Below are 26,826 nucleotides of genomic sequence, written 5' to 3' on the forward strand. Positions count from 1 at the left end.
ATTGATGATGCGGCTTATCTCGGGTGTGTCTATTAATCGCCAGATCGGCGCTCGCTCGAAGGACGGGCCACATGAAGCACTTCTGCGCGCCGCAGATGGACATTATCGCCGCTTGTTCAAACGGTAGGCGGGGACCTCCAACCCGGAGATCGTCGCTTAGCGGTCAGATGCTCCCTGCCCGTTCGACGACCAGCACACGCGCAGGTCCGATCGGCACGGCACGATGGGTGTCGCCGGGTTCGGCATGGAAGATCGTCCCCGGCGTCAGGCGATGGACGTGCTCCTCGCCCCGCTCGCGCACCTGCATGTCGACTATGCCGTCCAGCACGACAAAGACCTCGGCACCGTCGTTGACGTGCCAGATATAGGGCTGGTCCGTCCAGTGGAGCCGAACCGATACCCCGTCGATCTCCGCGATATCCAATGCCGCCCAGGGGCGATGGCCGGTGAACGTGGTTGCTTCGATGATCTTCATCACGACCTCCCTTGTCGCGGCTCCCATGCTATGGAACGAGGTGATTGGCGAGATTGCGGATCGCCGTCAGTGACGACGTTTCGAAAGCGCCCATGAACCGGACCGGCATGACCCTGGAAGAGACCGACCGGAAGCTGGTCGCATTGTTGCGTCATGACGCGCGCCGGACGACCACCTCGCTGGCCCGCGCGCTGAACCTGTCGCGTACCGCCGTGCAGGCCCGTATCGCGCGGCTGGAACGTGACGGGATCATCCAGGGCTATAGCGCGATGATCGCGCCCGATGTCGTCGCAGGCGTCCAGGCGCTGGTGACGCTTTGCCTGGCGGTTCGCCCGTGTCGGCGGATCACCGACCCGCTCCTGTCCTGGCCCGAGGTGGAGCGTATCTATGCCATCGCGGGCGACCGGGACGCGGTGTTGGTCGTCTCGGTCGCGTCACCACAGGCCTTGTCGGACCTGGCGGACCGTCTGCGGGCGGTGGAGGGCATCGCCTCTGTGGAGACGACCGTCATCCTGTCGGCACGGGCGGGGTGCCCGGAAAAGCCCTGATCGGCGACGGCCGGGTTGCGCAATGGCCGCCCCGTCGCATAGCGTGGCATCAATAGCTTCATAAACGGGGAAATTTCATGGATCGTCGCACCTTCATGCTGTCCGGTGCCGCGGCCGTCGGGCTCGGTGCATTACCCGCCCGCCCGGCCTCCGCGCAGGCGTCGGGTGGTCCGGCGGCGGCGGCCTTGCCGGGGGACACGCGGCTGAATGCGGCCTTCGATCAGGTGCTGGGCGAAACCGTGCGCCAGTCGCCGGAATTCGCCACGTCGCTGGGCTTCGATACCGGCACGAACGCCGATCTGCGGCACAAGCTGAGCGACAACAGCTACCAGGCGATCGCCAAGGACCTAGCCCGCAATCGCAAGGCCCATGCGCTCGTCGCCGCCGTCGACCCCGCTTCGCTATCGCCGCAGGCCCGCATCGATCGCGAAGTGGTGCTGTACAATATCAAGTCCAACATGGTCGGCCCGGAGCAGTTCGGCCTCTCCTCGCCGCAGGGGCCCTATCCGATCTCGCAGCAGGACGGCGTGTATTTCTCGCTGCCCGATTTTCTGGCCTCGACACATCCCGTCAAAACCGCCGACGATGCCGAAGCCTATCTCGATCGCCTCGCATTGATGGGGCGTCAGCTGGATAACGAAACCGAGGTCCAGCGGCGCGAGGCGGCAAAGGGGCGGCTCGCCCCCGACTTCTCGCTCGATCTCGCGCTTGGCCAGATGGCGAAGCTCCGGTCGCCCGCCCCGGCCGACAGCCAGCTTGTCCAGGCCCTGACCCGCCGCACCGGCGCGGCGAACATCGCTGGTGACTGGCAGGGCCGCGCCGCCCGGATCGTCGCCCAGCAGGTCTATCCCGCGCTCGATCGCCAGATCGCGCTGTTGCGCTCGCTTCGCCCTTCGGCACGCAGTGCCGCCGGCGTCTGGGCGCTGCCGGACGGCGAGGCGCTCTATGCCGCGGCCCTGGCGCAGGCGACCACCACGACCCTGACGCCGGACGCGGTGCATCGCATGGGGCTGCAACAGGTGGCCGAGCTGACCGCACAGCTCGAACCCATCCTGCAGAGCCAGGGTCTGACCAAGGGGAGCGTCGGCGCACGCCTGGACCAGCTCAACCGCCTGCCGACCCAGTTGTTCGCCGATACCGACGCGGGACGCGCCGAACTGCTCGCCAGCCTCAACGCCAGCGTCCAGGCGATGCAGGCGCGCCTGCCGCAAGCCTTCACCAACCCGCCCAATGCCCCGCTCGAGATCCGCCGCGTCGCGCCCGAGATCCAGGACGGCGCGCCCAACGGCTATTATTTCCGCGCGCCGCTCGACGGTTCGCGTGCCGCGATCTACTGGATCAACCTCAAGAGCGTGCACGACTGGCCGAAATACACATTGCCGAGCCTGACCTATCATGAAGGCGTGCCGGGCCATCACCTGCAGATTTCGACCGCCCAGCGTGCGCCGACCCATCCACTGCGCAAGATCGCCTTCTTCAATGCCTATCTAGAAGGCTGGGCGCTCTATGCGGAGCAACTGGCCGACGAACTCGGTGGCTATGCCTCGCCGGTCGAGCGCGCAGGCTATCTCCAATCCTTCCTGTTCCGCGCCGCGCGGCTGGTGGTGGATACCGGCATCCATACCAAGCGCTGGACGCATGATCAGGCGACCAAATACCTGGTCGACACGGTCGGCTTCGCACCCGGTCGCTCGCAGCGTGAGGTCGAACGCTATTGCGTCTCGCCGGGTCAGGCATGCAGTTACAAGATCGGCCACGCCGCCTGGTTGCGCGCGCGCGAAAAGGCCAAGGCGATCGCGGGCGACCGCTTTGACCTCAAGCATTTCCATGACGTGCTGGAGTCCGGCGCGATGCCGCTGTCGATGCTCGAGCGGATCGTCGAGGAACGGGCCCGCGCCGTCTGACGGCCGCTATTCGCCCTCTCGTTCCGGGGGGATGAAGCTGACATGGTCGAGGCGCCACGACCGATCCGGGGCGCCCGGCCAGAACGTCGCCGGATCATAGTCGCCCTCCTCCGGCAGGGCGCCGACGACCTGGGCTCCGATGACGCGCCCCGTCTCGCGCAGGCGCACCTCGGCGCCTGGGAAGCGGGCGTTCAACGCCGCATGCAGCGCCGAGGCATCGTCGGCCACGCGCTCCCCGTCGAGCGCGCGGGGGGCGCCGTCGATCAATTCCGCCGCCGCCGACTTCAGCGAGCGCAGCCCGTCGTTCAGAATATCCAGCGAGATCAGGCCCGCCGCGACCGCATCCGCCCACCAATAGCCCAGCCCGATACCGATCACCCCGCCGATCCCGGCCACGCCCGTCATCCAGTTGGCCTTTTGCGTCATCGCATCCGTGAAGAGCGTCTTGTCGTTCAGTTCGCGAGCGAGCGGCAGCTTCAACCGGCCAAGGACGATCGGCACGACGATCGAATAGACCTGAGCGGCCACCATCAGCCAACCCAGCCAGATTTCCTGCCCCGCGATGTTTACGGAGGTAACTGTGGCATGCTCCCGGCCGATCAGGCTCATCGCCGAGGTCACTAGAAGGACGCCGCCGAGAGCGGTGAGCGCGGCGGCGGCCAGTGCGAAGGCGAGGCTCGGCGCACGGGCGAAGCCGTTGGGAAAGAGTGCGCTGGGCGGACGTCTCTCCAGACGGGCGGAGATCAGGAAGACGATCGGCGGAACCAGGCTGAGGCAATCCTCGATCCAGGCCGTCTTCATCGCCTGGCTTGCCCCCATCGCCGCGCCCATGACGGCGATCACGCTGATCGTCCAGGCCAGCGACCACCACTCCAGCCGTTGCGCGCGGGCGAAGACGGGTTTCAAATGAGGTGGCAAGACGTCCTTGCTCATCGGTCCGGCACCTCCGCTCTCGTTTCGCGTTCGACCAGCGTGATCCATGCATTCTCGCCGTTTCGGGCGACGATATGCGACGCCGTCGCGGCCTTGCCTTCCTCATGGCGGCGGTACGGCAGACCGAGCGCGACGCGCTTTGCCCATGGCGATTTCGCGTCGAAGCGCCCGCCGACGACGAGGTCCAGTTGTCCCGCTTCCAGTCGGAGAAGCAGCGGCTCGAGCGTACCGCCGACGACCATGGGCGCAGCACCGGTCCGCGCGGCAACCCGGGTCAGGATCCTGTCGGCAACCGCCATGTCCCCTCGCTCGGCACCCTCGACCACCCCAACGCGAATGGCTCGGCTCGCGCGGACGGTCTCCAGCGTTCCCTCGGGGTCGCGCGGAATGTCGCCACAGCCCGCGAGCAGGAGAAGCGGCAGCCAGACGAATTTCATCGACGGTCTGCGCCAATGCGAAGGACATTCCTCATGACCCATAGCAGCGGGATTTTCCTTTCGATGCAAGCACATTGGGTCAGGCGCGTGATATTGTCCGCCCTGCCCGCTGGCCGCCCCCGATCGCAACGGCCCACAAACCATTTGCGCCATAATAGATAGATAGCTATCTATATTTCGAAATGTCCGATTCTCGACGTCATCTGGAACGGCGATTGGCGACCACGCTGATCCCGCTGGCCCGCGCCTACAGGCGGCATCTCGACCGTGCCCTGGCAGGGCTGTCGCTTTCGCACTCGTCCGCGCTTGCCGTCATGTTGCTCGGCCGGATGGAGGATGGGGTGCGCCAGGGCATGTTGGCGGAGCAGCTTGGCGTCGAAGGGCCGACGGTCGTGCCGCTGGTCGACCAGATCGAACGCGCGGGCCTTGCCGAGCGGCGGCCGGATGCCAGCGACAAGCGCGCCAAGACGATCCATCTCACCCCGGCCGGTCGTTCGCTCGCTGCGCTGGCGGAAACCCGCTCGGCGGAAATCCGGTCCGCGCTCTTTGCCGATATCCCGGCCGAAGATCTGGCCATCGCGATCACCGTGGTGGAACGGCTCAGCCAGGCGATCGGCGCGTCCGAGACGGATTGAGCCCATGCGGATCGGCGTGCGGCAGGCGGTATTTTCCGCCAATTGCTTCTTGGCGGCGATGCTGGCGCTGTTCGTGTCGTTCCGGCTCGGGCTGGATCGCCCCTTCTGGGCCATGGCGACCGTCTATATCACCAGCCAGCCGCTGACCGGCGCGGTGCGATCCAAGGCCGTGTTCCGCCTTCTCGGGACGATCGTCGGGGCCAGCGCCACCGTCGTGCTGATACCCTTGCTGGTCAACGCGCCGATCTTGCTGTCGCTTGCGCTCGCGCTCTGGGTTGCGGGCTGCCAGTTCGTCTCGCTGCTCGACCGTACGCCGCGATCCTATCTGTTCATGCTGGCGGGCTATACGGCGGCGCTCGTCGGTTTCCCCAGCGTCACCCACCCGGAGGCGATTTTCCAGGTGGCGGCGCTGCGCGCCCAGGAAATCGGGATCGGCGTGACCTGCGCCGCCATCGTCCATGCGGTCGTCTGGCCGCGCAGCGTCACCGCCCTGCTCCGCACGCGCATCCAGGCCGTGATGGGCGAGGCGGAGAGCTGGATCGTCGACTCGCTCGCGCCGGAGCCTTTGGCGCATACGGATGCGAAGCGCCGTCGCTTGGCCGGAGACGTCACCGAACTTCACGTCATGGCCACGCATGTGCCGTTCGATACCGACGCGCAGCGACCGACCACGGCGGTCCTGGCGGCGTTGCAGGATCGGCTGGTCCTACTCGTCCCGCTCGTTTCCGCCGTGGAGGACCGCATACGCAGCCTTTCCGTCCTGCACGCCCTTCCCGCCCCCGTCGCGGCGCTGATCGACGATGTCCGGCGCTGGGTGCGGGAGCCGGACAGTGCCGCGCCTGCCGCCCTCGTCGCGCGCTGCGCCGCGCTGGCGGCGGACGAGCCCATGCGGTCATGGGGTAGCCTGCTGATCGCCAATCTGCTCGCCCGTCTCGGCGAGCTGGTTGTGGCGCTCGACACGGCGCGGCATGTCGCTGTCCAGGCGACCGCGCCCGACACCCCGATGCCGGAACCCGTCCGGGCCCTGCTGCGCGAGCGGCAGCGTCGCCCGCTCCACCGGGACTATGCGCTGGCGGCGCTGTCCGCCGCGGCGACGGCGATCGCGATCCTGGGCTGCTGCGCTTTCTGGATCGTCGCCGCCTGGCCAGAGGGAGCGGTGGCGGCGATGATCGCGGCCGTCGTATGCTGTTTCTTTGCGACGATGGACGATCCGGTTCCGGCCCAGCGTGGTTTCCTGATCTGGACTGCCGTGTCGCTGCCGCTGACCGCCCTCTATCTCTTTGCGCTGCTGCCGCTGGTACACAGCTTCGAGATGCTGGCGCTGGTGCTGGCCCCGATGCTCCTGATCGCCGGTGCCCTGCTCGCGCTGCCGCACTGGTATGGACGGATGATGCCGATGATCATCGGGATCGCGGGGGGGCTGGCGTTGACCAACAATTTCTCCGCCGATGCGGTCGGTTTCTTCAATGGCAGCATCGCCCAGCTGGTCGGCGTGGCGGCCGCGATCTTTGCGACGCGTGTCTTTCGCAGCCTTGGCGCGGGAACGGCCGTTCGGCGGCTGCGCCGCGCGGGCTGGCGCGAACTGGCCGATCTCGCGTCCGGTCCGTCCAGCCTTGCCATCGCCAGCTGGAAGAGCCGGATGCTCGACCGGGTGGGGCTCCTTGCAGCGCGGGTCGGCGATGTCGACCAGGCGGACCGCGATGTCGCCATGGCGACGCTGCGCGATCTGCGGGTCGGGGTGAATGTGGCCCAGCTGGCGCCGGACGGGAGCGAGGATAACGCAGTGCTGGCCGCGTTGCGCAACGAGATCGCCGTGCATTTCCGCAATGGCGACCCCGACACGACGGCGATACCCGCATCCGCCCTGCTCGACCGGATCGATGCCGCCATCGCCTCCGCGATCGACCTGCCGGTTTCCGAAGGCCGGTGGAACGAGCTTGCCGCGTTGACCGGGCTACGGCGCAATTTCTTTCCGGGGGCCGCTCCCTGGGACATGCGGGAGGAAGCGGCATGACGGGGGAAGTCGATCTTGCCGGGGTCTATGTCCACCCGCTGCTGATCGCCGCCATTCTGGCGTTCGTCGCCGCGGAAGCGATCGCCTGGGTGCTGGGGCGGCTGCGACTATATCGCTTCGTCTGGCATCGCGGCCTGTTCGACGTGGCGCTTACCATTCTCCTTTGGGCGGGCTTTGCCGCGCTCCTCAACGGCGGCGATGTGGCCGCTCTTTTCGGTTAGTGAAATGAAGAAGACTGCATTTCTGCGCGTCGCCGTGACGCTGATGGTCGTCGCCCTCGCCGGGTTCGCCGGGCAGCGGCTATGGGTGCATTATGAGGAAGATCCCTGGACCCGCGACGGCCGGGTCCGCGCCGATGTGGTTCAGGTCGCGCCCGATGTGTCCGGGCTCGTCACCTCTGTCCTCGTCCGCGATAACCAGCAGGTGGCCGTCGGCACGCCGTTGTTCGAGGTCGACCGGCCGCGTTACCGGCTGGCCGTGGCGCAGGCGCAGGCGGCGGTCGCCGCCCAGCAGGTGCAGCTTGCCCAGGCCCGACGCGAGGCCCGACGCAACCAGTCGCTGGGCGATCTGGTCGCCGGGGAAGTCCGCGAACAGAGCATGGCCAAGGTCGCCCAGCTCGATGCTTCGCTGGCCCAGGCCCGCACGGCGCTGGACACCGCCCGCCTCAACCTCGCCCGGACGATGGTACGCGCCAGCGTCGCTGGCACCGTCACCAATTTGGAGCTTCGCCCCGGCGACTATGCGAGCGCCGGTCACCCCGAATTTGCGATCATCGACCGGAGTTCGCTCCATATCATCGGCTATTTCGAGGAGACGAAGCTGCCCCGCATCCATGTCGGCGATCCCGTGCAGATCCGCCTGATGGGTGAAGGATCGACCATTGCGGGGCATGTGCAGAGCATCGCTGGCGGCATCGAGGATCGCGATCGCAATTCCGGCGCGAACCTGCTCGCCAATGTGAACCCGACTTTTAGCTGGGTCCGGCTGGCACAGCGCATCCCCGTCCGCATCACCATCGATCGGCTGCCCGCCGGGATCGCGCTGGTCGTTGGCCGAACCGCGACGGTCGAGATATTGCCGCCAGCGGCACCGGCTCGACCCAAGGGGGTACGGGCATGAGGCGCCACCCGCTTGCTCCTGCCCTCATGGCGGCCCTGCTTGCGGGCTGTGCAGCGGCGGGGCCCGATTATCACAGGCCCGCCACGGCCGTCGCGGAACGTCCCAGTGCTACGGGCGGCTTTGTCAGCGGCTCTTCCCCGGCCTTCGCCTCTGCCCCGCTGCCGGACCATTGGTGGAAGTTGTACAGCGATCCGGTGCTGGACCGACTTGTCGAGGACGCGCTTGCTCATAACACGGACCTGCGCGTCGCCAGCGCCAATATCGCACGCGCCAATGCCGCGCTCGGCCTTGCCGAGCAGGCCCGCCAGCCCCGGACCGAGATCGAGGCCGCGCCCGGCTATGCCCAGCGATCGGCGGAGGAAGAGCTGTTGCCCGGCGCCCCCCTGCCTTCGTCCTTCGTCTATTCGGCGCGGGCGGGTATTTCCTATCAGGTCGACCTTGCCGGGCAGATCCGGCGCGCCGTCGAAGCGGCCGGGGCGGATGTCGCAGCGACCCAGGCCGCCTATGACGCGACCCGCGCGACCGTCGTGGCGGATACGACCCGCGCCTATCTCGATGCCTGCGCCGCGGGGCGGGAGATCGGCATCGCGCAGCAGGCGGTAGCCCTTCAGTCGCGCACGACGAACCTGACGCAGCGGCTGATCCGCGCCGGACGCGGCATCGCGCTCGACGCGACCCGGTCGCGGGCGCAGGAGGAACAGGTCCGCGCGACCTTGCCGAGCTTGCTCGGGGCCAAGCAGCTCGCGCTGTTCCGGCTGGCGACGCTGACCGGCCGCCCGCCCGCCGAGTTTGACCGCCAGGTCGCGGCCTGTACGCAGGAGCCCCGTCTCGACCGGGCCATTCCGATCGGCGACGGCGCGGCGCTGCTGCAACGTCGTCCGGATGTGCGCCGCGCCGAATTGGAATTGCATGCCGCCACGGCCAGGATCGGGGTTGCGGAAGCGGAACTCTATCCGCGCATCACCCTTGGCGCCTCGGTGGGCTCGGTCGGCCTTCTTCGCAACGCGCTCGGCAGCGACACCTATAAATTCTCGCTGGGGCCCCTGATCAGCTGGGAGTTTCCGAACCGTGGACGGGTCCGCGCGCGCATCGCCAGCGCGCAGGCCGACGCCGACGCCGCTTATGCGAGGTTCGACGGAACGGTCCTCGCCGCGTTGCGAGAGACCGAAACCGCCCTGACCATTTACGCGCGGGACCTGGATCGCCGTGCGGCGCTAACCGCCGCACGCAATCAGTCCGCTCGCGCTGCGACCGATGCCGAACGGCTGTTCAAAGCGGGGCGCACGGGTTTTCTGTCCGTCCTCGATGCCCAACGCACGCTGATCGGCGCAGAGCAGACGCTCGCGGCGGCGGACAGCCGGCTGGCGGCGGACCAAGTGCAGCTGTTCCTGGCATTGGGGGGCGGCTGGCAGATTTAGCCTTCCGGACAGCAAAACCGGGGGTTCCCCGAGATATGGCCGGGCAACCGGAGTTCCAGCTCTCAATAAGAATCACCCTTCCGATCAGCTGTGCTACGCTTGATCCGTCGTCCCTGACCGGCCGCTCCGCATATTCCAGAGCAGCCCTGCCACGACACATGCGGCCCCCCCAACGAGCACCGACGGTCGGATACCAAGACGGACAGCCGAACGGTCGAGCATCACCTCCCCTCGACCGACGGCGTTGACCAGTCGCGGCACAATTTGCGTGTCGATGAAATATTTCGGGGCCGAAGGGCCCGTCGTCTTTTTCAGCATATAGTCGCGACCGACCGTCATGGCATTTCTCCTTTTTAAATCCGTATCTTAGATTAAATCTGGGATAGCCGCCGCCGCTACAGGGTTAACGACAGGACCCGGCGAATGTTTCGCAAGGAAACGCCCGCCGCCCCGGCCGGAGATGCCCGATGAGAGCCACTTACAAGCCGTATCGCCTCCCCTCCGGTGGGTGGGGATCGGCCCGATCGGTCGGCAATATCCTGCGCCGGGAGGGCGTGCTCGGCAGCGCCAGCATCGCGCTGTCGCGCCACAACAAGGTCGACGGCTATCAGTGCAACAGCTGCGCTTGGGTCAAACCGGCTACGCCGCTCCCCTTCGAGTTCTGTGAGAACGGGGTGAAGGCGGTGGCGTGGGAGTTGACCGCGCACCGCTGTACGCCCGCCTTCTTCGCCGAACATACGGTCAGCGAATTGCTGAGGTGGGACGATTATCATCTGGAACAGCCGGGGCGGCTGACCCATCCGCTGCGCTATGATCCCGCGACCGACAAATATGTGCCGGTATCCTGGGGCCATGCCATCGAGGAGATCGCCCGCGAACTTCGCGCGGTGGACGACAAGCAACACGGCACCGTCTTCTACAGCTCCGGCCGGTTGTCGAACGAAGGCAGCTATCTCTATCAGCTGTTCGCCCGGCTTTATGGCAACAACAACCTGCCCGACAGCTCGAACATGTGCCACGAAACGACTTCGGTCGCGCTTCCCGCCAGTATCGGCCAGGGCGTCGGCACGGTCGATCTGGGGGACTTTGCCAAGACCGATTGCCTGATGTTCTTCGGCCAGAATCCGGGGAGCAACTCGCCCCGCATGCTGCACCCGCTTCAAGAAGCCAGCCAGCGCGGGGTGCCGATCATCACCTTCAACCCGCTTCGCGAGCGCGGGTTGGAGCGGTTCCTGAACCCCCAGTCGCCGACCGAGATGCTGACCGGCAAGGACACGCGGATCAGTTCGGACTATCATCAGGTCAAGAATGGCGGCGATCTGGCCGCGATCGCGGGCATCTGCAAGGCGGTGCTGACGCTGCACGACGATGCCCTGGCGGCGGGTGAGCCACCGATCCTCGACCTCGCCTTTATCGACGCGCACACGCATGGGTTCGCGCGCTTCGCCGACTGGCTGCGGGCGCAGGATTGGGACGAGTTGGAGCGGCGTTCCGGGCTGCACCGTGCCGATCTCGAAGCGACGGCACTCATCTATGCCCGTGCGCCGTCGACCATCGGCATTTACGGCATGGGCCTGACGCAGCACCGTGCGGGGGTCGAGACGGTGCAGATGCTGGTCAACCTCCTCCTGATGCGCGGCAACATCGGACGGCCCGGCGCGGGCATCTGTCCGGTACGAGGCCACAGCAATGTCCAGGGCCAACGGACGGTCGGCATCACGGAAAAGCCCGAGCTTTTCCCACTCGACCGGCTGGGTGAGCAATTCGGCTTCGAGCCACCCCGTGAGGCGGGGTACAACACGGTCGAAGCGTGCGAAGCGATCCTCGCAGGGCGGGTGAAGGCGTTCTTCATGCTGGGCGGCAATTTCGCCCGTGCCATCCCGGACCAGGGCCGGATGGAGCCTGCCTGGCGCCGGATGCGGCTGACCGTCAACGTCCTGACCAAGCTCAACCGCACCGCCCTGCTCCCCGGCGAGATCAGCTATATCCTGCCGGTGATCGGGCGGCTGGAGATAGACGAGACGGCGGCCGGCCAGCAGGCGCTGTCGATGGAAGACACCTCTGGCTGCGTACATGGCAATCGCGGAATCCGCACACCGGCCTCTCCGCATCTCATCAGCGAGATCCGGCTGCTATGCGAACTCGCCAAGCAGGTGCTCGAGCCCCATCCCAAGGTGCGGTGGGACGACTATATGACCGACTATGCCGAGATCCGGCGGGAGATCGCCCACACCCTGCCCGACAATTTCCACGACTATGAAACACGCATGTGGGAGCCCGGCGGCTTCCAGCGCGACCTGCCGGCCAAGCGGCGCGAATGGCAGACCGATACCGGCCGCGCCAATTTCGTCACGCCTGAGGCACTCGACGAAGACCTCGATATGCCGGACGTCGGCCATGACGTGCTGCGGTTGATGACACTGCGCAGCAACGACCAGTTCAACACCACCGTCTATGGCTATAGCGATCGTTTCCGGGGCATCGACGGCATCCGCAACATCGTGCTGATGAACCGATCCGACATCGAACGCCGGGGCCTGAAGGTCGGGCAGGCGGTGACCTTGCGCACCGTCGCCGATGACGGGGTCGACCGGCATTTGTCGGGGATGATCGTCGTCGCCTATGACATCCCGGTCGGATGCATCGGCGGCTATTATCCCGAGTGCAACGTCCTGATGCCGGTGTGGCATTATGCCGTGGGCAGCAAGACGCCCGCCGCCAAATCCATTCCCGTGACGGTCGAAAGCGACGGCGATGCGATAGTCGAGCCAGGGATGGAGGATCGTTCGACGGCATGACCGGCGGAACTGGTCTTTTCGGAAGCCGAGCCCAGGCACGCGGTCCCCGCTCACAGCAAGGGATTTCGAGCCTAGCACGTTGATTTAGCGCACTTCGGCGGATGCAAGTCCGTCACGCCCACCGGCCTAAATCGGCGCGTGGCAGGCCTTTTGCAAATCGCTTGCTATTCGTAGGGCTTAGTCCATACATTACGATTTAATGACGCTTACCATCCCCGACATGTCACGGGACCGCCGGATAGAAGATCCGACAAATCTCTGGATTATTCATCCAGCGGCGCGCTTTCTTTTGCCCTGGTTCATTGCGCGCGGAATTTCGGCCAATGCCGTTTCCCTGGCCGGGCTGGCTTTGGGCACGTTGGCGGCGCTGGCCTACACCCAGTGGGAAATGTGGCCTTTTGCCTTGGTCGGCTTGCTGCTGTCGGTCGGCTGGCTTGTCGCCGACGGCCTGGACGGGATGATCGCGCGGGCCACGGGCACCGCCAGTCCGCTGGGGCGCGTGCTGGACGGGTTGTGCGATCACGGCGTCTTCATCCTGATCTATGTTTCGCTGGCCTTGTCGATTGGCACATTGGAAGGTTGGGCGCTGGCCGTGGCGGCAGGCATTGCGCACATGGTCCAGTCCAACATGTACGAGAGCGAGCGGGCCCGCTTTCACCGTCGCCGCAACGCGGTGGCGTTGATCGCCCCTCCTGCCCCGAGCCGCAATCCGCTGGTTCGACTTTACGACCTGTGCTGGGGACTATTGGATCGCGTCGCCGCGCGGTTGGATCATGTGCTGGGGCAGCACCATGCGCCCTCCGAGTTTGCGGCAAGATATGCCGCCCAGGCCGTTGGGCCTATGCGGCTGATGAGCCTGTTGTCCGCCAATGTGCGGGTCTACGCGATTTTCCTTGCCTGCCTTTTCGCCAATCCCCGCCTGTTCTGGTGGTTTGAAATCATCCCACTGAACATCATCCTCATCTTCGGACTTTTCCAGCACCGCATCGTCGAAAATCGTCTGAGTGCAGTACCGGCAGATCCTGTTCTGGCAAATAAGAGGGAATAAGAAATAATGTCGGCCATTAATATCGCTATCGTTGGAATAGGAAACTGCGCCAGTTCTCTCGTGCAGGGTCTTTCCTATTATCGCGAGGGCGCAAATGAGACCGTCGGGCTCATGCACTGGGACCTTGGCGGGTATAAGCCGAGCGATATCCGCGTCGTCGCGGCTTGGGACGTCGATCAACGGAAAGTCGGCAAGGACGTATCGGAGGCGATTTTCGCCAAGCCCAATTGCACCGCCGTCTTTTGTGAAACCGTGCCTGCCACTGGGACCAAGGTACGGATGGGGCATGTGCTTGACGGCGTCGCCGAACATATGTCGGATTATGACGACAATCGGACATTCCTGCTCGCGCATGAAAAGGAGGCGTCCAAAGCGGAAGTGGTCGCCGCCCTGCGCGAGACCAAGACCGATGTGCTGATGAACTATCTGCCGGTTGGTTCGCAGGCCGCCAGCGAGTTCTACGCCGAATGCGCGCTCGAGGCGGGTGTGGCGTTCGTGAACAATATTCCCGTGTTCATCGCGAGTGATCCCATATGGGCGGAACGCTTCACCCAGGCTGGCGTGCCGATCATTGGCGACGACATCAAGGCGCAGCTTGGTGCCACCATCGTTCATCGCGTGCTGACCGATCTGTTTGCCAAGCGGGGCGTCAAGCTGGGGCGGACCTATCAGCTCAACACCGGGGGCAACACCGACTTCCTGAACATGTCCAATCATCGCCGCCTCGCCTCCAAGAAAATCTCGAAGACCGAGGCGGTGCAGTCGGTTGCTGCGGAGCGGCTGCATGACGACAATGTTCATATCGGCCCGTCCGACTATGTGCCTTGGCAGAACGACAACAAGATCTGCTTCCTGCGGATGGAAGGGACGATGTTCGGCGGTGTGCCGATGAACCTGGAATTGCGACTGTCGGTCGAGGACAGCCCGAACAGTGCCGGTGTCGCCATCGATATGATCCGGTGCGCCAAGCTGGCGAAGGATCGCGGTTTGGCGGGGCCGATCGACGCGGCATCGGCGTATTTCTGCAAGCATCCGCGTTTCCAGATGACCGATGACCTTGCGGCCCAGGCCGTCGATGAGTTCATTGCCGAAGCGGCGGAATGATCGAAACCGGTATCGTTCTCGCGGCAGGCGAAGGCTCCCGCCTTCGCGCTGTCGCCGCGCTCAAGCCCCTTTGCCTGGTCGACGGGCGGACACTGCTTGCCCATGCCGTGCGCGGTATGGCGCAGGCAGGGCTGGCGCGAACGGTCGTGGTCGTCGGCTATGAGGCAGAGACGATCGAAGCCTATGTCGCGGCACAGGACTGGCCGATCGACGTCGAAACAGTACGGGTAAAGGATCATCGGCATCCCAACGGCTCGTCATTGCTGGCGGCCGAACCGCTGCTGGGCGGTGAGGAGGCGATCCTTGCGATGTGCGACCATCTGGTCGAACCCGCATTTTATCGGCGAATGGCCGCCGCCGATACGGGCGGTGGCGCGTCGCTCGGGATCGATCGTCGGATCGATAGCGATTGGATCGATCTTGACGACGTGACGTGCGTTCAGACGGAGGGCGACCGCTTGGTCGGCATCGGCAAGGGTCTCGCCCTCTATGATTGCTTCGATACGGGGGTGTTCAAGGTCGGCAAGGGTCTTTTCGACGCACTCCGCGGATTGGACAGGCCCTCGCTCACCGAGGGAATGCGGTGCCTGGCAACCGACCGGGCCGCTGGCATCACGGATTGCAGCGATCTGGGATGGATCGATGTGGACGATGAGCGGGCATGGCGCATTGCAGAAACATGGATGGCATCAAGTCGTCTTGGCGTAGTCGACGCTTAGGTGTTCCGTCCCGGCATCTGGTGGATCGGATCGACGATGAACTGGTCTTGCTCTGACGTACAGACTCTTTGGGCCGATCGACATTCAGGATTGCTTCTTCTTCCCCTCTCCCCTGGACAGGGGAAAGGGTTAGCGAAGCTTGCCAGCCTGCTGGCTAGCGTAGCTTGGGTGAGGGGTTGAGCGAGCCCAAAGGCTCGCGCGCTCGCCAAGCGAGCGCCCACCCCTCACCCAGTTCCAACTAGGCCTTTGCTTTCGCAAAGACCCAGTCTGCGCAACCCTCTCCCCTCTGCAAGGGGCGAGGGAGGGAAAGGCATTATCGGCCCTAGGTTGTATTCGTAGGGTAGGAGGCCGCTGGGCCTCTTGAGTTATAGGCGGCCATGAAGGTTGTGACCGCCGGTATCGATCCTGTTTGCGGCCTATGCCATGGCCGGTCAGGCCTTCGCCTCGTTGATGACATGAACCTGCGTGAATTCGTGGAATCCCTCCTCCGCGAATTCGACGCCCAGACCCGATTGTTTCGCGCCGCCGAACGGAATGCCGGGCCCGAAATCGAGATGTTTGTTGATCCAGACCGTGCCCGCCTCCATGCGCATGGCAAGATCATGCGCGACATCGCGGTCTGACGACCAGATCGAGCCGCCCAGCCCCATATCGGACGCGTTGGCGCGCGCCAGCGCGTCTTCGGGATCGTCGTAGCGGATGACGGGAAGCACGGGCCCGAACTGTTCCTCGTCCACCAGCCGCGCACCGTCTTCGATGTCGCGCACGATGGTCGGCCGGATGAAATAGCCTGGCCGGTCCAGCACTTCGCCCCCGGCGATGATCGTACCGTCCGATCGCGCCGCTTCGATGATCGCCTTCACCTTGTCATATTGCGCCCGGTTCTGGAGCGGCCCGATCTGTGCGCCCTGCTTCAACCCATCGTCGACAACGGCTTCTTCGGCGAGCTTGGCCAGTTCCGCGCAGAGCGCATCATAGATGTCGGCATGGGCATAGACGCGCTTGATGGCGATGCAGACCTGTCCGGCGTTCAAGAATGCGCCGCCGAAAATGCCCGTCGCCGCCTTCACCGGGTCGGCATCGGGCAGGACGATCGCCGCGTCGTTGCCGCCCAGTTCCAGCGTGAGGCGCTTGATCGACGCGGCCGCGCTCTCCATTACCTTCCGACCGGTTGCGGTCGATCCGGTGAAGCTGATCTTCGCGATATCGGGATGCGACGTCAGACGGGTGCCCAGGTCGTTCTGGTCGGTGATGACGTTGACCACGCCCGGCGGGAAGATCCCGGCCATCATCTCGCCCAGGCGCAGCGTCGACAAGGGCGTGGTGGGTGCCGGTTTGATGACCAGCGTATTGCCCGCCAGCAGCGCCAATGGCAGTTTGAAGGCGACGATCAGCACCGGGAAGTTCCAGGGAATGATCGCGCCGACCACCCCCAGCGGGCGACGATGCCGTTCGACCCGGCGGCTGTCATTGTCCTCCAGCACCCCGACCGGCAGGTCATGGGTCGCGAGCTGGCGGATGAAGGCGATGCTATAGGCGATCTCGGCGGTGGCTTCGCTCAATGGCTTGCCCTGTTCCTGGGTCAGCAGACGCGCCAGGCTTTCTGCATGCACCTCCATGCAATCGGCAAGATCGAGGATCAGCGCGCGTCGCTCCGCGATCGGGGTCTTCGCCCAGGCCGGAAAGGCGCGCTTCGCCGCCCCGACCGCTTCATCCAACTGCCCTGTCGAGGCGCGCGGGCATAAGGCCAGCACCTCCTCGGTCGCAGGGTTGATGACCTCCATCCTATCCGCGCCATCGACCAATCGACCGTCGATCAGAAGCCGGTAACCAGGCATATCCCATCCTCCTGCATTGTCGTCGACGTCGGCCAACCTGGCGAAAGGAACGTCGATGATTTTCAGGAAGGCTAAGAAGCTTTCGGTCCATCCCCTAGAGCCAAATCCGGCCTTAAGAGTGGTACCAGTTCGGGCGACCTAGCGCCGCTGGCCGACCACCGTGGCGACACGGGTAAAGGCTTCGCGGATCGCCTCCTCCGACAGCCCGGTATAACCGAGTACCAGCGAGCGTTCGCGAAAGCGGCCGGGATTGCCATATTCCTGCGTCGCGGCGCCCGCGAACGGATACAGGCCGACGCCGCAGTTCAGCGCGATACGCTGCATGTCATTCGCGGCGGGGAGATCGGGTGGCAGCGTCCACATCATGTGCATCCCGCATTCGCGCCCCATCAGCACGCCGCCGGGGAAATGCTCTTCGATCGACCGGATCACCTGGTCGCGCGCGCCCATATAGGACCGGCGGATCCGGCGCAGATGGCGGAGAAACGCGCCTTCCTTCAGGAAATCCGCGATCACCGCCTGCTCCAGCCATGGTGCGCCATGGTCGGTCAATGTCTTCACCAATCGCGCCTGATCGAGAAGATGACGCGGCATCACCGCATAACCCACTCTCAGCCCCGCGCCGATCGATTTGGAGAAGGTGCCGAGATAGATGACGTGCCCGCGGCGATCCAGTCCGGCCAGCGCGGTCAGCGGTGGTCCGTCATAGCGGAAGTCGCTGTCATAATCATCCTCGATGACATAGCTGCCCGTCTGATAGGCCCAGTCGAGAAGGTGCAGCCGCCGGTCGAGGCTGAGCGTGCAGCCGGTCGGAAACTGGTGGGACGGCGTCACATAGACGAGATTGCCCATGAAGCTTTCGAGTTGCGAGACGACGATACCCTGTTCGTCGACGTCGATCGGACGGATGCTGGCACCATAGCTGCCGAAGAGAAAGGCGGCACCCTGGTAACAGGGATTCTCGACCGCCACGCTCGCCTTCGTACGATCGGTGATGAAGATGCGGGCGAGTAGGTTGAGCGCTCCCTGGATGCCGGAGGTGACCATGATCTGATCGGCGCTGGCTTCCATCCCGCGCGTTTCGCCCAGATGCGCCGCGATCGCCTCGCGCAGCGCGGCCAGTCCACGCGGATCGCTATATTCGGTCTGGATGCCATGGGCATAAGCGAGATGCCGCGCGATCGTGCGTTGCCAGAAGCTGGTCGGGAAGCTGTCGGGGCGCGGTCGCCCGACGAAGAAATCGAACTGCGGCCGCGATCGCCTTTCGTGCCACAATCGGGGCGCCCGCCCGGAAAAGCTGGGATTCTTGCCCAACCGGAGCCGCTTGCGGCTGGGCTGAACCGACGAATGGCCATTGCGCAGCAGGACGGTCGCGTCGGGCAGCCGGTCGTTGACGAAGATGCCCGCCTTGGCCCGCGAGGTGATATAATCCTCTGCGGCGAGGCGTTCATAGGCCAGCGTCACGGTGTTGCGGGCGATGCCCAGCTGGTCCGACATGCTGCGCGTCGAGGGCAGTCGCTTGCCCGCGGCCAATGTGCCTTGCAGGATCTGGTCGCGGACCGCCTCGTAAATCTGCACCTGCAGCGATCGCTCGTCGTCGCGGTCGATACGAATGATCAGGTTCATCGTCATCGTCAGGCGTGCCTTCGCTACCCTAGCTGCACCGATCCTATCGCACGGTCGCGCCAATGATAGAGCCATCGGCATCTGGCACCATTATCTTCCGCTATACTGGCCCTACCGACTGGCCAAGTCGCTCTTCATCCTCACCGCACAGCTTATCGGGCTGGACTCATTGAGCGGAGAATCCCATGTCCATCTATCTCAGTATGCAGCGTGTGCGCTTTTCCAGCCCGGACGGATACGAGAAGTTCAAGGTCATTTTCGCCGATACGCGCAATCACCTGATGAAGCTGCCCGGCTTCCTCCATCTGACATGGTGGGTCCATCCCGAAGACCCGACCTGGTTCAACGAGGTCAGCTTCTGGGTGAACCGCGCGGCGCTCAAGGACTGGCACCAGGCGACCTACCACAAGCACGCCAAGGCATGGGCGGCGCGTGGTGCGATCATGGAAGACATCATCACCAATTTCGAACTGACCAACACGCGGCTTCTCCGCGTATGCCCCAATTGCGGGCTGGTCGAGGACAAGGCGTTCGAGCTGCAGGAAGAGCAGAAGGTTCTTGCCGAACCCTGCCCCCAGTGCAATTTCAACTTCCCCGTCATGCCGAACACGCCCAGCAGCTTCGCCGTGTTCAAGGATGTGCCGCTCCTCGCGGAGACCATCTCGCTGACCGCCCCGTCGATGGAGGCGTGAACGGCGGAGAAGGCGGTCGAATGTGGCCATCTGGCCCCATCAAAAAGGCCAGGGATGGCGCTAGGCCGTCGGTCGTGATGCTTTGATAGTCAAGCCTGGTCGACGTTCGGGGGGAACCGAATGGTTTTCCCGATCGGCCGGTTACGGTTCAATCTCGTTCAAGGGAGATTTGGCATGGCAACGCAGTTGGCGGCGCAAGTGCAGGAATTGCCGCGTTACGCGGTTCATGGCGGCGTGCAGAACGAACCCAATGAGAAATGGCTGCCGTTCGAATGGGTCGAGCCCCGTTTCGGCATGCAGGTGCACGGCGAATATGTGGTGACCCGGCCCGAGGGTATGTCGGGATCGCTGTCGGCCGGCTTCTGGCGCACTGGCCCCACCGCGCCGGGCGCGACGGCGGACGGGTCGCATACCATCGTCTATTCCTCGCCGCTCGGCGACGAGGTGGCTTGCGTGATCGACGGCACCGCCGTGCTGACCGTCCTTTCCACCGGCAAGCGCTATAAGGTCGGCCCCGGTTCCATCATCAACTCGCCCAAGGGGCTGGAAGTGCAGTGGGAGATCGAGGGACCATCGTTCAAGAAATGGTGGTGCATCTGGAACGGCAGCGAACCGACGAGCAATGCGCCGCAGGATCTGCTGATCTCGCACACCAGCGACAATCCCGCCGATTGGCTCGAATATCATTTCAACGAACCCGCCGAAGGTCCCCTGGTCGCGGGCGAACTCTATTTCCTACGCTCCGGCGGTTCGACGGGCACGATGATGAGCGGCGTCTGGCGGTCGGGCAAGGGCATCGCGGGCAGCGATGTCGATGAAAAGGGCGCGCTCAAGACCCCCTATACCGGCGTGCTGGGCGACGAGACGATCCTGCTGCTCGAAGGCGAGGTCGAGGTGGTGGAAACCGATACCGGCAAGGTCCATAATTTCAAGGCGGGCGATACGATCGGCCTGTCTTCCGGCATGCACATCACATGGACGTCGAAGGGCCCCTTCTCGAAGAAGCTGTGGGTCATCACGCGGGACGTACTGCCCGAATAACGCCGGGATCGCGGTGACGGGTGGCGGGACCTCTGGGGGGCCGCCACTCCGGTCCGGCAGACGCCGTCCGCAGGGGCGAACGCATCATCATGGATCCAGGCCGACGCCTCCTCCCGCCAGGCGCAGCGGCAATTCAACAATCAAGGTGGGAAGCCCGAGAGACCGCATCGATGCGGCGTGATCGTGGAGAGGATCGAACGTATGACCGGCCTATCGGCATCGGTCGCCGTCCCTGATTACAGGAAGGCGGTCGAAGAATTTTGCATTGAACGGGAGCGAGCGCGGCTTTCGGGCCATCTGTCGGACGGTATCAACGCCTGTGTCGAATGCTGCGACCGCTATGCCGATAGCGACGATGTGGCGCTCATCACGATCGCGGCGGATGGCACACGCCGTGATCATGGCTTCGCCGCGCTGCGCGACCTGTCGGCGCAAGTCGCGCATATGCTGGCGGCGCACGGCGTCCGGCCCGGCGACGTCGTAGCGGGACTGTTGCCGCGAAGGCTGGAGCTGGTCGCGACGGTCCTGGGCGTCTGGCGTATCGGGGCGACCTATCAGCCGCTGTTCACCGCCTTCGGCCCCAAGGCGATCGCGCACCGGCTGGGCATCGGCAAGGCCGTGCTGGTCGTGACGGACAGCGCCAATCGCGCGAAGCTGACGGACATCGCGCAATGTCCACCGATCGCGGTCGTCCGCACGCCCGAAGAGCCGCTCGTGGCGGGCGACATCGACTTCCAGGCCCAGGTGGCTGGGATGTCTACCGATTTCGAGCCGGTCCTGCGCACGGGCAACGATCTTTTCCTCATGATGTCGACATCGGGGTCCACCGGCCTCCCCAAAGGCGTGGGTGTGCCCCTGAAGGCGCTGATCGCGATCGGCGCCTATATGCGATGGGCGATAGACCTGCGAGCGGAGGACCTTTTCTGGAATATCGCGGATCCCGGCTGGGCCTATGGTCTCTATTACGGGATCACCGGGCCGCTGCTGCTCGGCCGGGCGACGATCCTGCATGATGGCGTCTTCTCCGCTGAGGCCGCCATCGATCTTATCGCCCGGCTCGGCGTCACCAACCTGGCTGGCTCGCCCACCGCGTATCGCCTGCTGATGGCGGGGGGCGGCGCGGCCGCTGCCAGGGTAAAGGGCATGCTGCGCGTCGTCAGCAGTGCGGGCGAGCCGCTGAACCCCGAAGTCATCCGGTGGTTCGATGCCCAGCTCGCGGTGCCAGTGCACGATCATTACGGCCAGACGGAAACCGGCATGCTCGTGAACAACCATCACGGCCTGTCGCACGCCGTCCGCATCGGTTCGGCCGGGGTCGCGATGCCCGGATACCGGGTCGCGGTGCTGGATGAGGACGGCCGCGAACGGGGCCTGGGCGAACCGGCCGAACTGGCGATCGACATCGCCCGGTCTCCCCTCTTCTGGTTTGACGGCTATTGGCGACAACCCACGCCCGCCATCCGTGGCGGCTATTACCGGACGGGGGATACGGTGGAGCTGGGCCCCGACGGCAGCGTCAGCTTCATCGCGCGTGCCGACGACGTCATCACCTCATCGGGCTATCGGATCGGCCCCTTCGATGTCGAAAGCGCATTGATCGAACATCCCGCCGTGATGGAGGCCGCGGTCATCGGCGTGCCGGACCCGGACCGCACCGAGCTGGTCAAGGCCTTCATCGTCCTGAACGCGGGATTTGCGCCAACGCCAGCGCTGGCCGATGCCCTGAAAGCGCATGTCAAAACCCGGCTGTCCGCGCATGCCTATCCCCGGCTGATCGCGTTCCTGTCGGAACTGCCGAAAACCCCCAGCGGCAAGATACAGCGCTTCATGCTGCGCGCCATGGAACAGGATCAAAGCTGAACTGGCCCCATCAAAAAGCGGCGAACAGGTCCTAAGAAGAGGGGCAGATATCCGGCACCTTGATCCCTGGCACCAGCGTTCGGGGCTGTGCGACAGGATCCACGCACCCCTTTATCCCTGACTGCTGATGCCCAGGCGCAACGGGTCACCAATGCACTCAGATGCAGTGACCTTATCAGGGAGCTTCACATGAAAAGGGTCGGGGGCATCAGCATTCTCGCCATCGCGACATGCACGGCAATGCCGGCATCCGCGCAGGATGCGAGCAAGGCGCAGACGCAGGCCGGAGGATTGGAGGAGATCGTCGTGACCGCCACCAAGCGGTCGGAGAACCTTCAGGACGTTCCGGTTGCCGTGTCGGCCATTTCGTCGTCGGAACTCGCCGCCCAGGGCGTGTTCGACACGTCGGACCTGAACGGTTCGATGCCCAATCTTCAGGTGTCATCGGCTTATGGTTCGCAGCAGCCCAATTTCACCCTGCGCGGTATCGGTGTCGGCACCGAACTCAGCGCAAGCGCGGCATCGCCGGTCGGCGTCTATGTCGACGAGGTCTATCAGACCTTCCGCGCGAGCCAGGGGCAGCAACTCTATGATCTGAACCAGGTCGAAGTGGTCCGCGGGCCCCAGGGGACGCTCTATGGCCGCAACACGACGGGCGGTGCGATCAACTTCATCACCCGCAAGCCCGCTCTGAAGGGCGACAATGGGTATCTGACGGTGGGCTATGCCAATTACGACCGCTGGAATTTCGAAGGCGCGATCGAACTGACCCCCGTCGAAGACCGGTTCGGTATCCGCGTCGCGGGCACCTATGTCAAAATGGATCCCTATATCCATAATCTGATGCCCGCCGGTCTGAACAAGACGGCGGCAGGCGGCGCGTCCGGGCGGAATTTCGCGACGGGTCGCGATCCGGGCGGCGATGAGAGCTATGCGTTTCGCGGCACGATGCGGTTCAAGCCGGTCGACGCGCTCGATATCACGCTGAAGGGCTATGCGTCCAAATCGACCGGAGGCGCGGCGGCCTCTCTCGGTGCTGGCCCGTACAAGTCCAACCCGGGCCTGTTCGACTATGAAAACCCCAATTTCATCCTTTCGCCCCTGTTCCAGGCACTGGGCTCCAAGGGCGCCGGTCTACTGCCGAGCAGCTACAGCCGGGCGGGGCTGTCGGATACCGAGATCGAACAGGATACCGTCGGCCGCGCCGTTACCCGCACCGAGGGGGCGGTGTTGACGGTGAAGGCCGACCTTGCCGACCGGCTCAGCCTCACCTCGATCACCGGCTATGATTCCGGCCTCTATCTCCAGACACAGACGGATTGCGACAGCGGCCCGCTGCGCCTCTGTTCGAACGGCTATCGGTCCGATTTCAAGGCCTTCAATCAGGATATGCGGCTCGATTACAGCAGCGGCCCGTTCAAGATGATCGCGGGCGCCTATTATGGCTGGGATTCGGTCACGTCGAACAACGCCATCGACATCTTCAACCTGCTGAGCGACGTGCGTGCCGCCGTCGGCCTGCCCTCGACCTGGTTCAACCCGGCGGGCGGCTTCAACGGAAAGGTGTTGTCGGCCGGTTCGGTGCCGACCGGCATTATGGGCAAGCAGCATTTCCGGCAGGAGCGCGAAAGCTGGGCCGTCTATGGCGAAGGCAGCTATGAAATCACCCCGACGGTGAAGTTCACGGCGGGCCTGCGCTACACGACCGACATCACCCGATATCGCGATGGCATCACCACCTATTATGACGACGCGGGCAATGCGCGAATGCTCGCCGTTTCCGCCTATGGCGCACCCTATTTCCTGTCGCCGGTCTATAACGAGGCCGGGGCCGTGGTGATCCCGGCAACCGGGGGAAGCATGCCCGGCGGCGTCAACAAGGACGGCAAGACCAGCCGCATCTCGGGCCGCGCCATTCTGGACTGGAAGCCGGTGGACGGCGTCATGCTGTATGCCAGCTATAGTCGCGGCTATCGCGCCGGAACCTTCAACGGCCTGGCCTATATCAGCTCGCCGCAGGTCTATTTCGTCAAACCGGAAGAAGTGAACGCCTATGAGGTGGGGTTCAAGACCCGGTTCCTTGACAACCGGCTGCAGGTCAATGGCAGCTTCTTCTATTATGATTACAAAAACCAGCAAAGCCAGGTCGTCGACCAGAGCGTGACGGCGAACGTCATCACGCTCGACGGCACGATGAAGGGGCTGGAACTGGATGTCGAATTCGCCGCCACCAATCGCCTGACGCTCAGCGCATCGCTCGGCCTGCTCGACAGCAAGTATAAGGATTTCGATCAGGCAAGCTGCGCAGCGCTGAACCTCAGCGGCCTGTATCCGGCACAGAAAGGGTCTTGCGTTCAATCGGGCGCGGGCAGTGTCAGCGTCGGCGGCAACCCCTTCCCCTATGCACCGAAGTCGTCGATCAACCTGGGCTTCGACTGGGATGCGGCGGATGTCGGGGCTGGCACGATCAAGGTACATGGCGACACCGCCTATTCGGGCCGCTTCTACTACGACTCGTTCAAGGACTATAGTCGCGGCGTCCTGAAGAACCTTGCGACGGGCCTCTATACAAATGGCGAGGGCGATTACTGGGTGTTCAACAGCCGTATCAGCTATGTGACGGATCGCTACACCCTTTCGGTATGGGGCAAGAACCTGTCGAACAGGCTCTATTTTCCGGGCGGCTATCCCAATGAGGGCATCACCGGAGCGGGCTATCTGGTTCGGGCGCTGCCCAGGACCTTCGGCGTGGAAGCCACTGTTCGCTTCTGACGACAGGGGGGATCCCCCCGCGATCCCCCCTTCCCCACCGACCTTCCTATTCTGTCACTGGAGTAATCTTGTCGTGAAGACCCGCGCCGCCGTCGCCTTCGAAGCGAAGAAGCCGCTCGAAATCGTCGAACTCGATCTGGAAGGACCCAAGGCCGGAGAGGTCCTGGTCGAGATCATGGCGACCGGCATCTGCCATACCGACGCCTATACGCTGGACGGCCTGGACAGCGAGGGCATCTTCCCCAGCGTGCTCGGCCATGAAGGCTGCGGCATCGTGCGTGAGGTGGGCGCGGGCGTGACCAGCGTCGTGCCGGGCGACCATGTCATCCCGCTCTACACCCCCGAATGCCGCCAGTGTAAGTCGTGCCTGTCGGGCAAGACCAACCTGTGCACCGCGATCCGCGCGACGCAAGGCAAGGGGCTGATGCCCGACGGCACGACCCGGTTCAGCTATAAGGGCCAGCCGATCTTCCATTATATGGGCTGCTCGACCTTCTCGAACTTCACCGTCCTGCCCGAAATCGCGGTCGCTAAGATCCGCGAGGACGCGCCGTTCGACACCAGCTGCTACATCGGCTGCGGCGTGACGACGGGCGTGGGCGCGGTGGTCAACACCGCCAAGGTCCAGCCGGGCGAGAATATCGTCGTCTTCGGTTTGGGCGGCATCGGCCTGAACGTCATCCAGGGCGCCAAGCTGGCGGGCGCGGGCCGGATCATCGGCGTCGACCTGAACCCGGCGCGCGAGGAATGGGGCCGCCGCTTCGGCATGACCCACTTCCTCAATTCCAAGGGCCTGTCGCGCGAAGAGACGATCGCGAAGATCCTCGAGTTGACCGATGGCGGCGCGGATTACAGCTTCGATGCGACCGGCAATACCGAGGTGATGCGTACCGCGCTGGAGGCGTGCCATCGCGGCTGGGGCACCTCGATCATCATCGGCGTGGCCGAGGCGGGCAAGGAGATCAGCACGCGGCCGTTCCAGCTGGTGACGGGCCGCAACTGGCGCGGCACCGCGTTCGGCGGCGCGCGCGGGCGGACCGACACGCCCAAGATCGTCGACTGGTATATGAACGGCAAGATCGAGATCGACCCGATGATCACCCACCGGCTGACGCTGGAGGAGATCAACAAGGGCTTCGACCTGATGCACAAGGGCGAAAGCATCCGCTCGGTCGTACTGTTTTAGCATTGTAGCGACCCCGCGGCGCAGCGTACGGGCGGCGATTGTCGCGGCTGAAAAGCTCTGCTCCTCCTACAGGAGCTTTTTCCTTCGTGAGCCGCAGGTTTGCCCATGTCGAACCTCGCGGTCAGTCCGCCGAAACCTCTGAACGGTGTAGCCATGCCGCCGTCCGATACCTGCTGCTCCAAATTATGGCGCACGCGTTTTCGATTGCCGTGCGGCTTTGCGGGCCAGCCATGGCGTCAGGCCATCTGAAGGCCCGGCCTCCCAGCCTCTACGGTGAACCACGCAAGGTCGGCGATGGGTGATCGTGGATTAAGCTTCCCCCTTCTGAGTGGTCCATCGACTATGCCAGTCTGGACCAAAATGAGCCTCACCCCGTCTCTGGTTCGGTCTTTATGAGAAAACCGGCTCTCTTTTCGTCAGGGCAGGCATGCCTGCCCTGACGAAAAAGCGCGCTCCATCGGGGTCTGGTTGCCGAGGGAGCCATGCGGACGGTGCTCGTTGTAATCGCGCCGCCACGCCTCACATTTTACCCGTGCGTCGTCCAGGCTCAAGAACCAGTATGCGTTGAGGCATTCGGCCCGTACCCGGCCGTTGAACGCCTCCGCGAACGCATTGTCAGTCGGCTTTCCAGGCCTGCTGAAGTCGAGCACCACACCATG

The 26,826-nt window shown here is 64.4% G+C and carries 22 protein-coding genes; 16 read left to right on the forward strand and 6 right to left on the reverse strand.

The window, feature by feature from the left end; genetic code table 11:
- Positions 1-163: 163 nt before the first annotated feature.
- The gene (locus tag ACFX59_RS07595) at positions 164-475 is read right to left on the reverse strand and encodes a cupin domain-containing protein (protein WP_387431149.1); all 312 of its coding nucleotides are present in this window, start codon (positions 473-475) and stop codon (positions 164-166) included.
- 92 nt (positions 476-567) lie between these two features.
- Between ACFX59_RS07595 and ACFX59_RS07600 the strand changes: the two genes are divergently transcribed.
- Positions 568-1,023 (forward strand): Lrp/AsnC family transcriptional regulator, encoded by a 456-nt coding sequence (locus ACFX59_RS07600; protein ID WP_387431152.1) that lies wholly within the window; start codon positions 568-570, stop codon positions 1,021-1,023.
- Between the two features lie 77 nt (positions 1,024-1,100).
- Entirely contained in the window at positions 1,101-2,927 is a 1,827-nt protein-coding gene (locus ACFX59_RS07605) for a DUF885 domain-containing protein (RefSeq protein ID WP_387431155.1), read from the forward strand.
- 6 nt (positions 2,928-2,933) lie between these two features.
- Here ACFX59_RS07605 and ACFX59_RS07610 read toward each other — a convergent pair whose 3' ends face one another.
- Both ACFX59_RS07610 and ACFX59_RS07615 read right to left on the reverse strand, forming a co-directional pair.
- On the reverse strand, positions 2,934-3,860 hold the full coding sequence (locus ACFX59_RS07610; RefSeq protein ID WP_387431158.1) for a cation transporter: 927 nt from the start codon (positions 3,858-3,860) through the stop codon (positions 2,934-2,936).
- Positions 3,857-4,297 (reverse strand): hypothetical protein, encoded by a 441-nt coding sequence (locus ACFX59_RS07615; protein ID WP_387431161.1) that lies wholly within the window; start codon positions 4,295-4,297, stop codon positions 3,857-3,859. The genes ACFX59_RS07610 and ACFX59_RS07615 overlap by 4 nt, the downstream gene beginning before the upstream one ends.
- Positions 4,298-4,512: 215 nt before the next feature.
- Between ACFX59_RS07615 and ACFX59_RS07620 the strand changes: the two genes are divergently transcribed.
- The 9 genes from ACFX59_RS07620 (at position 4,513) to ACFX59_RS07660 (ending at position 15,152) form a co-directional block, all read left to right on the forward strand.
- A complete protein-coding gene (locus ACFX59_RS07620) occupies positions 4,513-4,932 on the forward strand; it encodes a MarR family winged helix-turn-helix transcriptional regulator (RefSeq protein WP_307098736.1) in 420 nt (139 codons plus the stop codon).
- 4 nt (positions 4,933-4,936) lie between these two features.
- Positions 4,937-6,946, forward strand: a complete 2,010-nt coding sequence (locus tag ACFX59_RS07625) for an FUSC family protein (protein ID WP_387431163.1) — start codon at positions 4,937-4,939, stop codon at positions 6,944-6,946.
- Positions 6,943-7,167, forward strand: a complete 225-nt coding sequence (locus ACFX59_RS07630; protein WP_307098731.1) for a DUF1656 domain-containing protein — start codon at positions 6,943-6,945, stop codon at positions 7,165-7,167. The genes ACFX59_RS07625 and ACFX59_RS07630 overlap by 4 nt, the downstream gene beginning before the upstream one ends.
- Before the next feature lie 4 nt (positions 7,168-7,171).
- The gene (locus ACFX59_RS07635; RefSeq protein WP_387431166.1) at positions 7,172-8,065 is read left to right on the forward strand and encodes an efflux RND transporter periplasmic adaptor subunit; all 894 of its coding nucleotides are present in this window, start codon (positions 7,172-7,174) and stop codon (positions 8,063-8,065) included.
- Positions 8,062-9,483 carry an efflux transporter outer membrane subunit gene (locus ACFX59_RS07640; RefSeq protein WP_387431169.1) on the forward strand — a complete coding sequence of 474 codons (1,422 nt, stop codon included), beginning with the start codon at positions 8,062-8,064 and terminating at the stop codon, positions 9,481-9,483. Before ACFX59_RS07635 ends, ACFX59_RS07640 begins: the two co-directional genes overlap by 4 nt.
- A gap of 467 nt (positions 9,484-9,950) precedes the next feature.
- On the forward strand, positions 9,951-12,281 hold the full coding sequence (locus tag ACFX59_RS07645; protein WP_387431172.1) for an FdhF/YdeP family oxidoreductase: 2,331 nt from the start codon (positions 9,951-9,953) through the stop codon (positions 12,279-12,281).
- A gap of 199 nt (positions 12,282-12,480) precedes the next feature.
- Positions 12,481-13,329, forward strand: a complete 849-nt coding sequence (locus ACFX59_RS07650; RefSeq protein WP_387431175.1) for a CDP-alcohol phosphatidyltransferase family protein — start codon at positions 12,481-12,483, stop codon at positions 13,327-13,329.
- A 6-nt stretch (positions 13,330-13,335) separates the two neighbouring features.
- The gene (locus ACFX59_RS07655; RefSeq protein ID WP_387431177.1) at positions 13,336-14,433 is read left to right on the forward strand and encodes an inositol-3-phosphate synthase; all 1,098 of its coding nucleotides are present in this window, start codon (positions 13,336-13,338) and stop codon (positions 14,431-14,433) included.
- Positions 14,430-15,152, forward strand: a complete 723-nt coding sequence (locus ACFX59_RS07660) for an NTP transferase domain-containing protein (protein ID WP_387431179.1) — start codon at positions 14,430-14,432, stop codon at positions 15,150-15,152. Before ACFX59_RS07655 ends, ACFX59_RS07660 begins: the two co-directional genes overlap by 4 nt.
- Positions 15,153-15,583: 431 nt before the next feature.
- Here the strand turns inward: ACFX59_RS07660 and ACFX59_RS07665 are convergent, their stop codons facing one another.
- Together ACFX59_RS07665 and ACFX59_RS07670 are read right to left on the reverse strand one after the other, a co-directional pair.
- Positions 15,584-16,990, reverse strand: a complete 1,407-nt coding sequence (locus ACFX59_RS07665; RefSeq protein ID WP_387431182.1) for an aldehyde dehydrogenase family protein — start codon at positions 16,988-16,990, stop codon at positions 15,584-15,586.
- Between the two features lie 138 nt (positions 16,991-17,128).
- Positions 17,129-18,622 carry a PLP-dependent aminotransferase family protein gene (locus ACFX59_RS07670; protein WP_387431184.1) on the reverse strand — a complete coding sequence of 498 codons (1,494 nt, stop codon included), beginning with the start codon at positions 18,620-18,622 and terminating at the stop codon, positions 17,129-17,131.
- 179 nt (positions 18,623-18,801) lie between these two features.
- Here ACFX59_RS07670 and ACFX59_RS07675 point away from each other — a divergent pair, with 179 nt between their 5' ends.
- From ACFX59_RS07675 to ACFX59_RS07695, 5 genes are all read left to right on the forward strand, one after another.
- Positions 18,802-19,308, forward strand: a complete 507-nt coding sequence (locus ACFX59_RS07675; RefSeq protein ID WP_307098714.1) for an antibiotic biosynthesis monooxygenase — start codon at positions 18,802-18,804, stop codon at positions 19,306-19,308.
- Between the two features lie 174 nt (positions 19,309-19,482).
- Positions 19,483-20,349, forward strand: a complete 867-nt coding sequence (locus ACFX59_RS07680) for a cupin domain-containing protein (protein ID WP_387431187.1) — start codon at positions 19,483-19,485, stop codon at positions 20,347-20,349.
- Positions 20,350-20,550: 201 nt separating this feature from the next.
- The gene (locus tag ACFX59_RS07685) at positions 20,551-22,209 is read left to right on the forward strand and encodes an AMP-binding protein (RefSeq protein ID WP_387431189.1); all 1,659 of its coding nucleotides are present in this window, start codon (positions 20,551-20,553) and stop codon (positions 22,207-22,209) included.
- A gap of 189 nt (positions 22,210-22,398) precedes the next feature.
- Complete coding sequence (locus tag ACFX59_RS07690; protein ID WP_387431192.1) at positions 22,399-24,981, forward strand: TonB-dependent receptor; 2,583 nt, start codon at positions 22,399-22,401, stop codon at positions 24,979-24,981.
- Positions 24,982-25,054: 73 nt separating this feature from the next.
- Positions 25,055-26,167 carry an S-(hydroxymethyl)glutathione dehydrogenase/class III alcohol dehydrogenase gene (locus tag ACFX59_RS07695; protein ID WP_309702733.1) on the forward strand — a complete coding sequence of 371 codons (1,113 nt, stop codon included), beginning with the start codon at positions 25,055-25,057 and terminating at the stop codon, positions 26,165-26,167.
- Between the two features lie 416 nt (positions 26,168-26,583).
- Here the strand turns inward: ACFX59_RS07695 and ACFX59_RS07700 are convergent.
- Positions 26,584-26,826: transposase (locus ACFX59_RS07700; RefSeq protein ID WP_387431195.1), on the reverse strand; the 243-nt coding region annotated here is incomplete at its 5' end.

It is taken from the genome of Sphingomonas sp. NCPPB 2930 (genome assembly GCF_042867205.1).
GTDB lineage: Bacteria > Pseudomonadota > Alphaproteobacteria > Sphingomonadales > Sphingomonadaceae > Sphingomonas.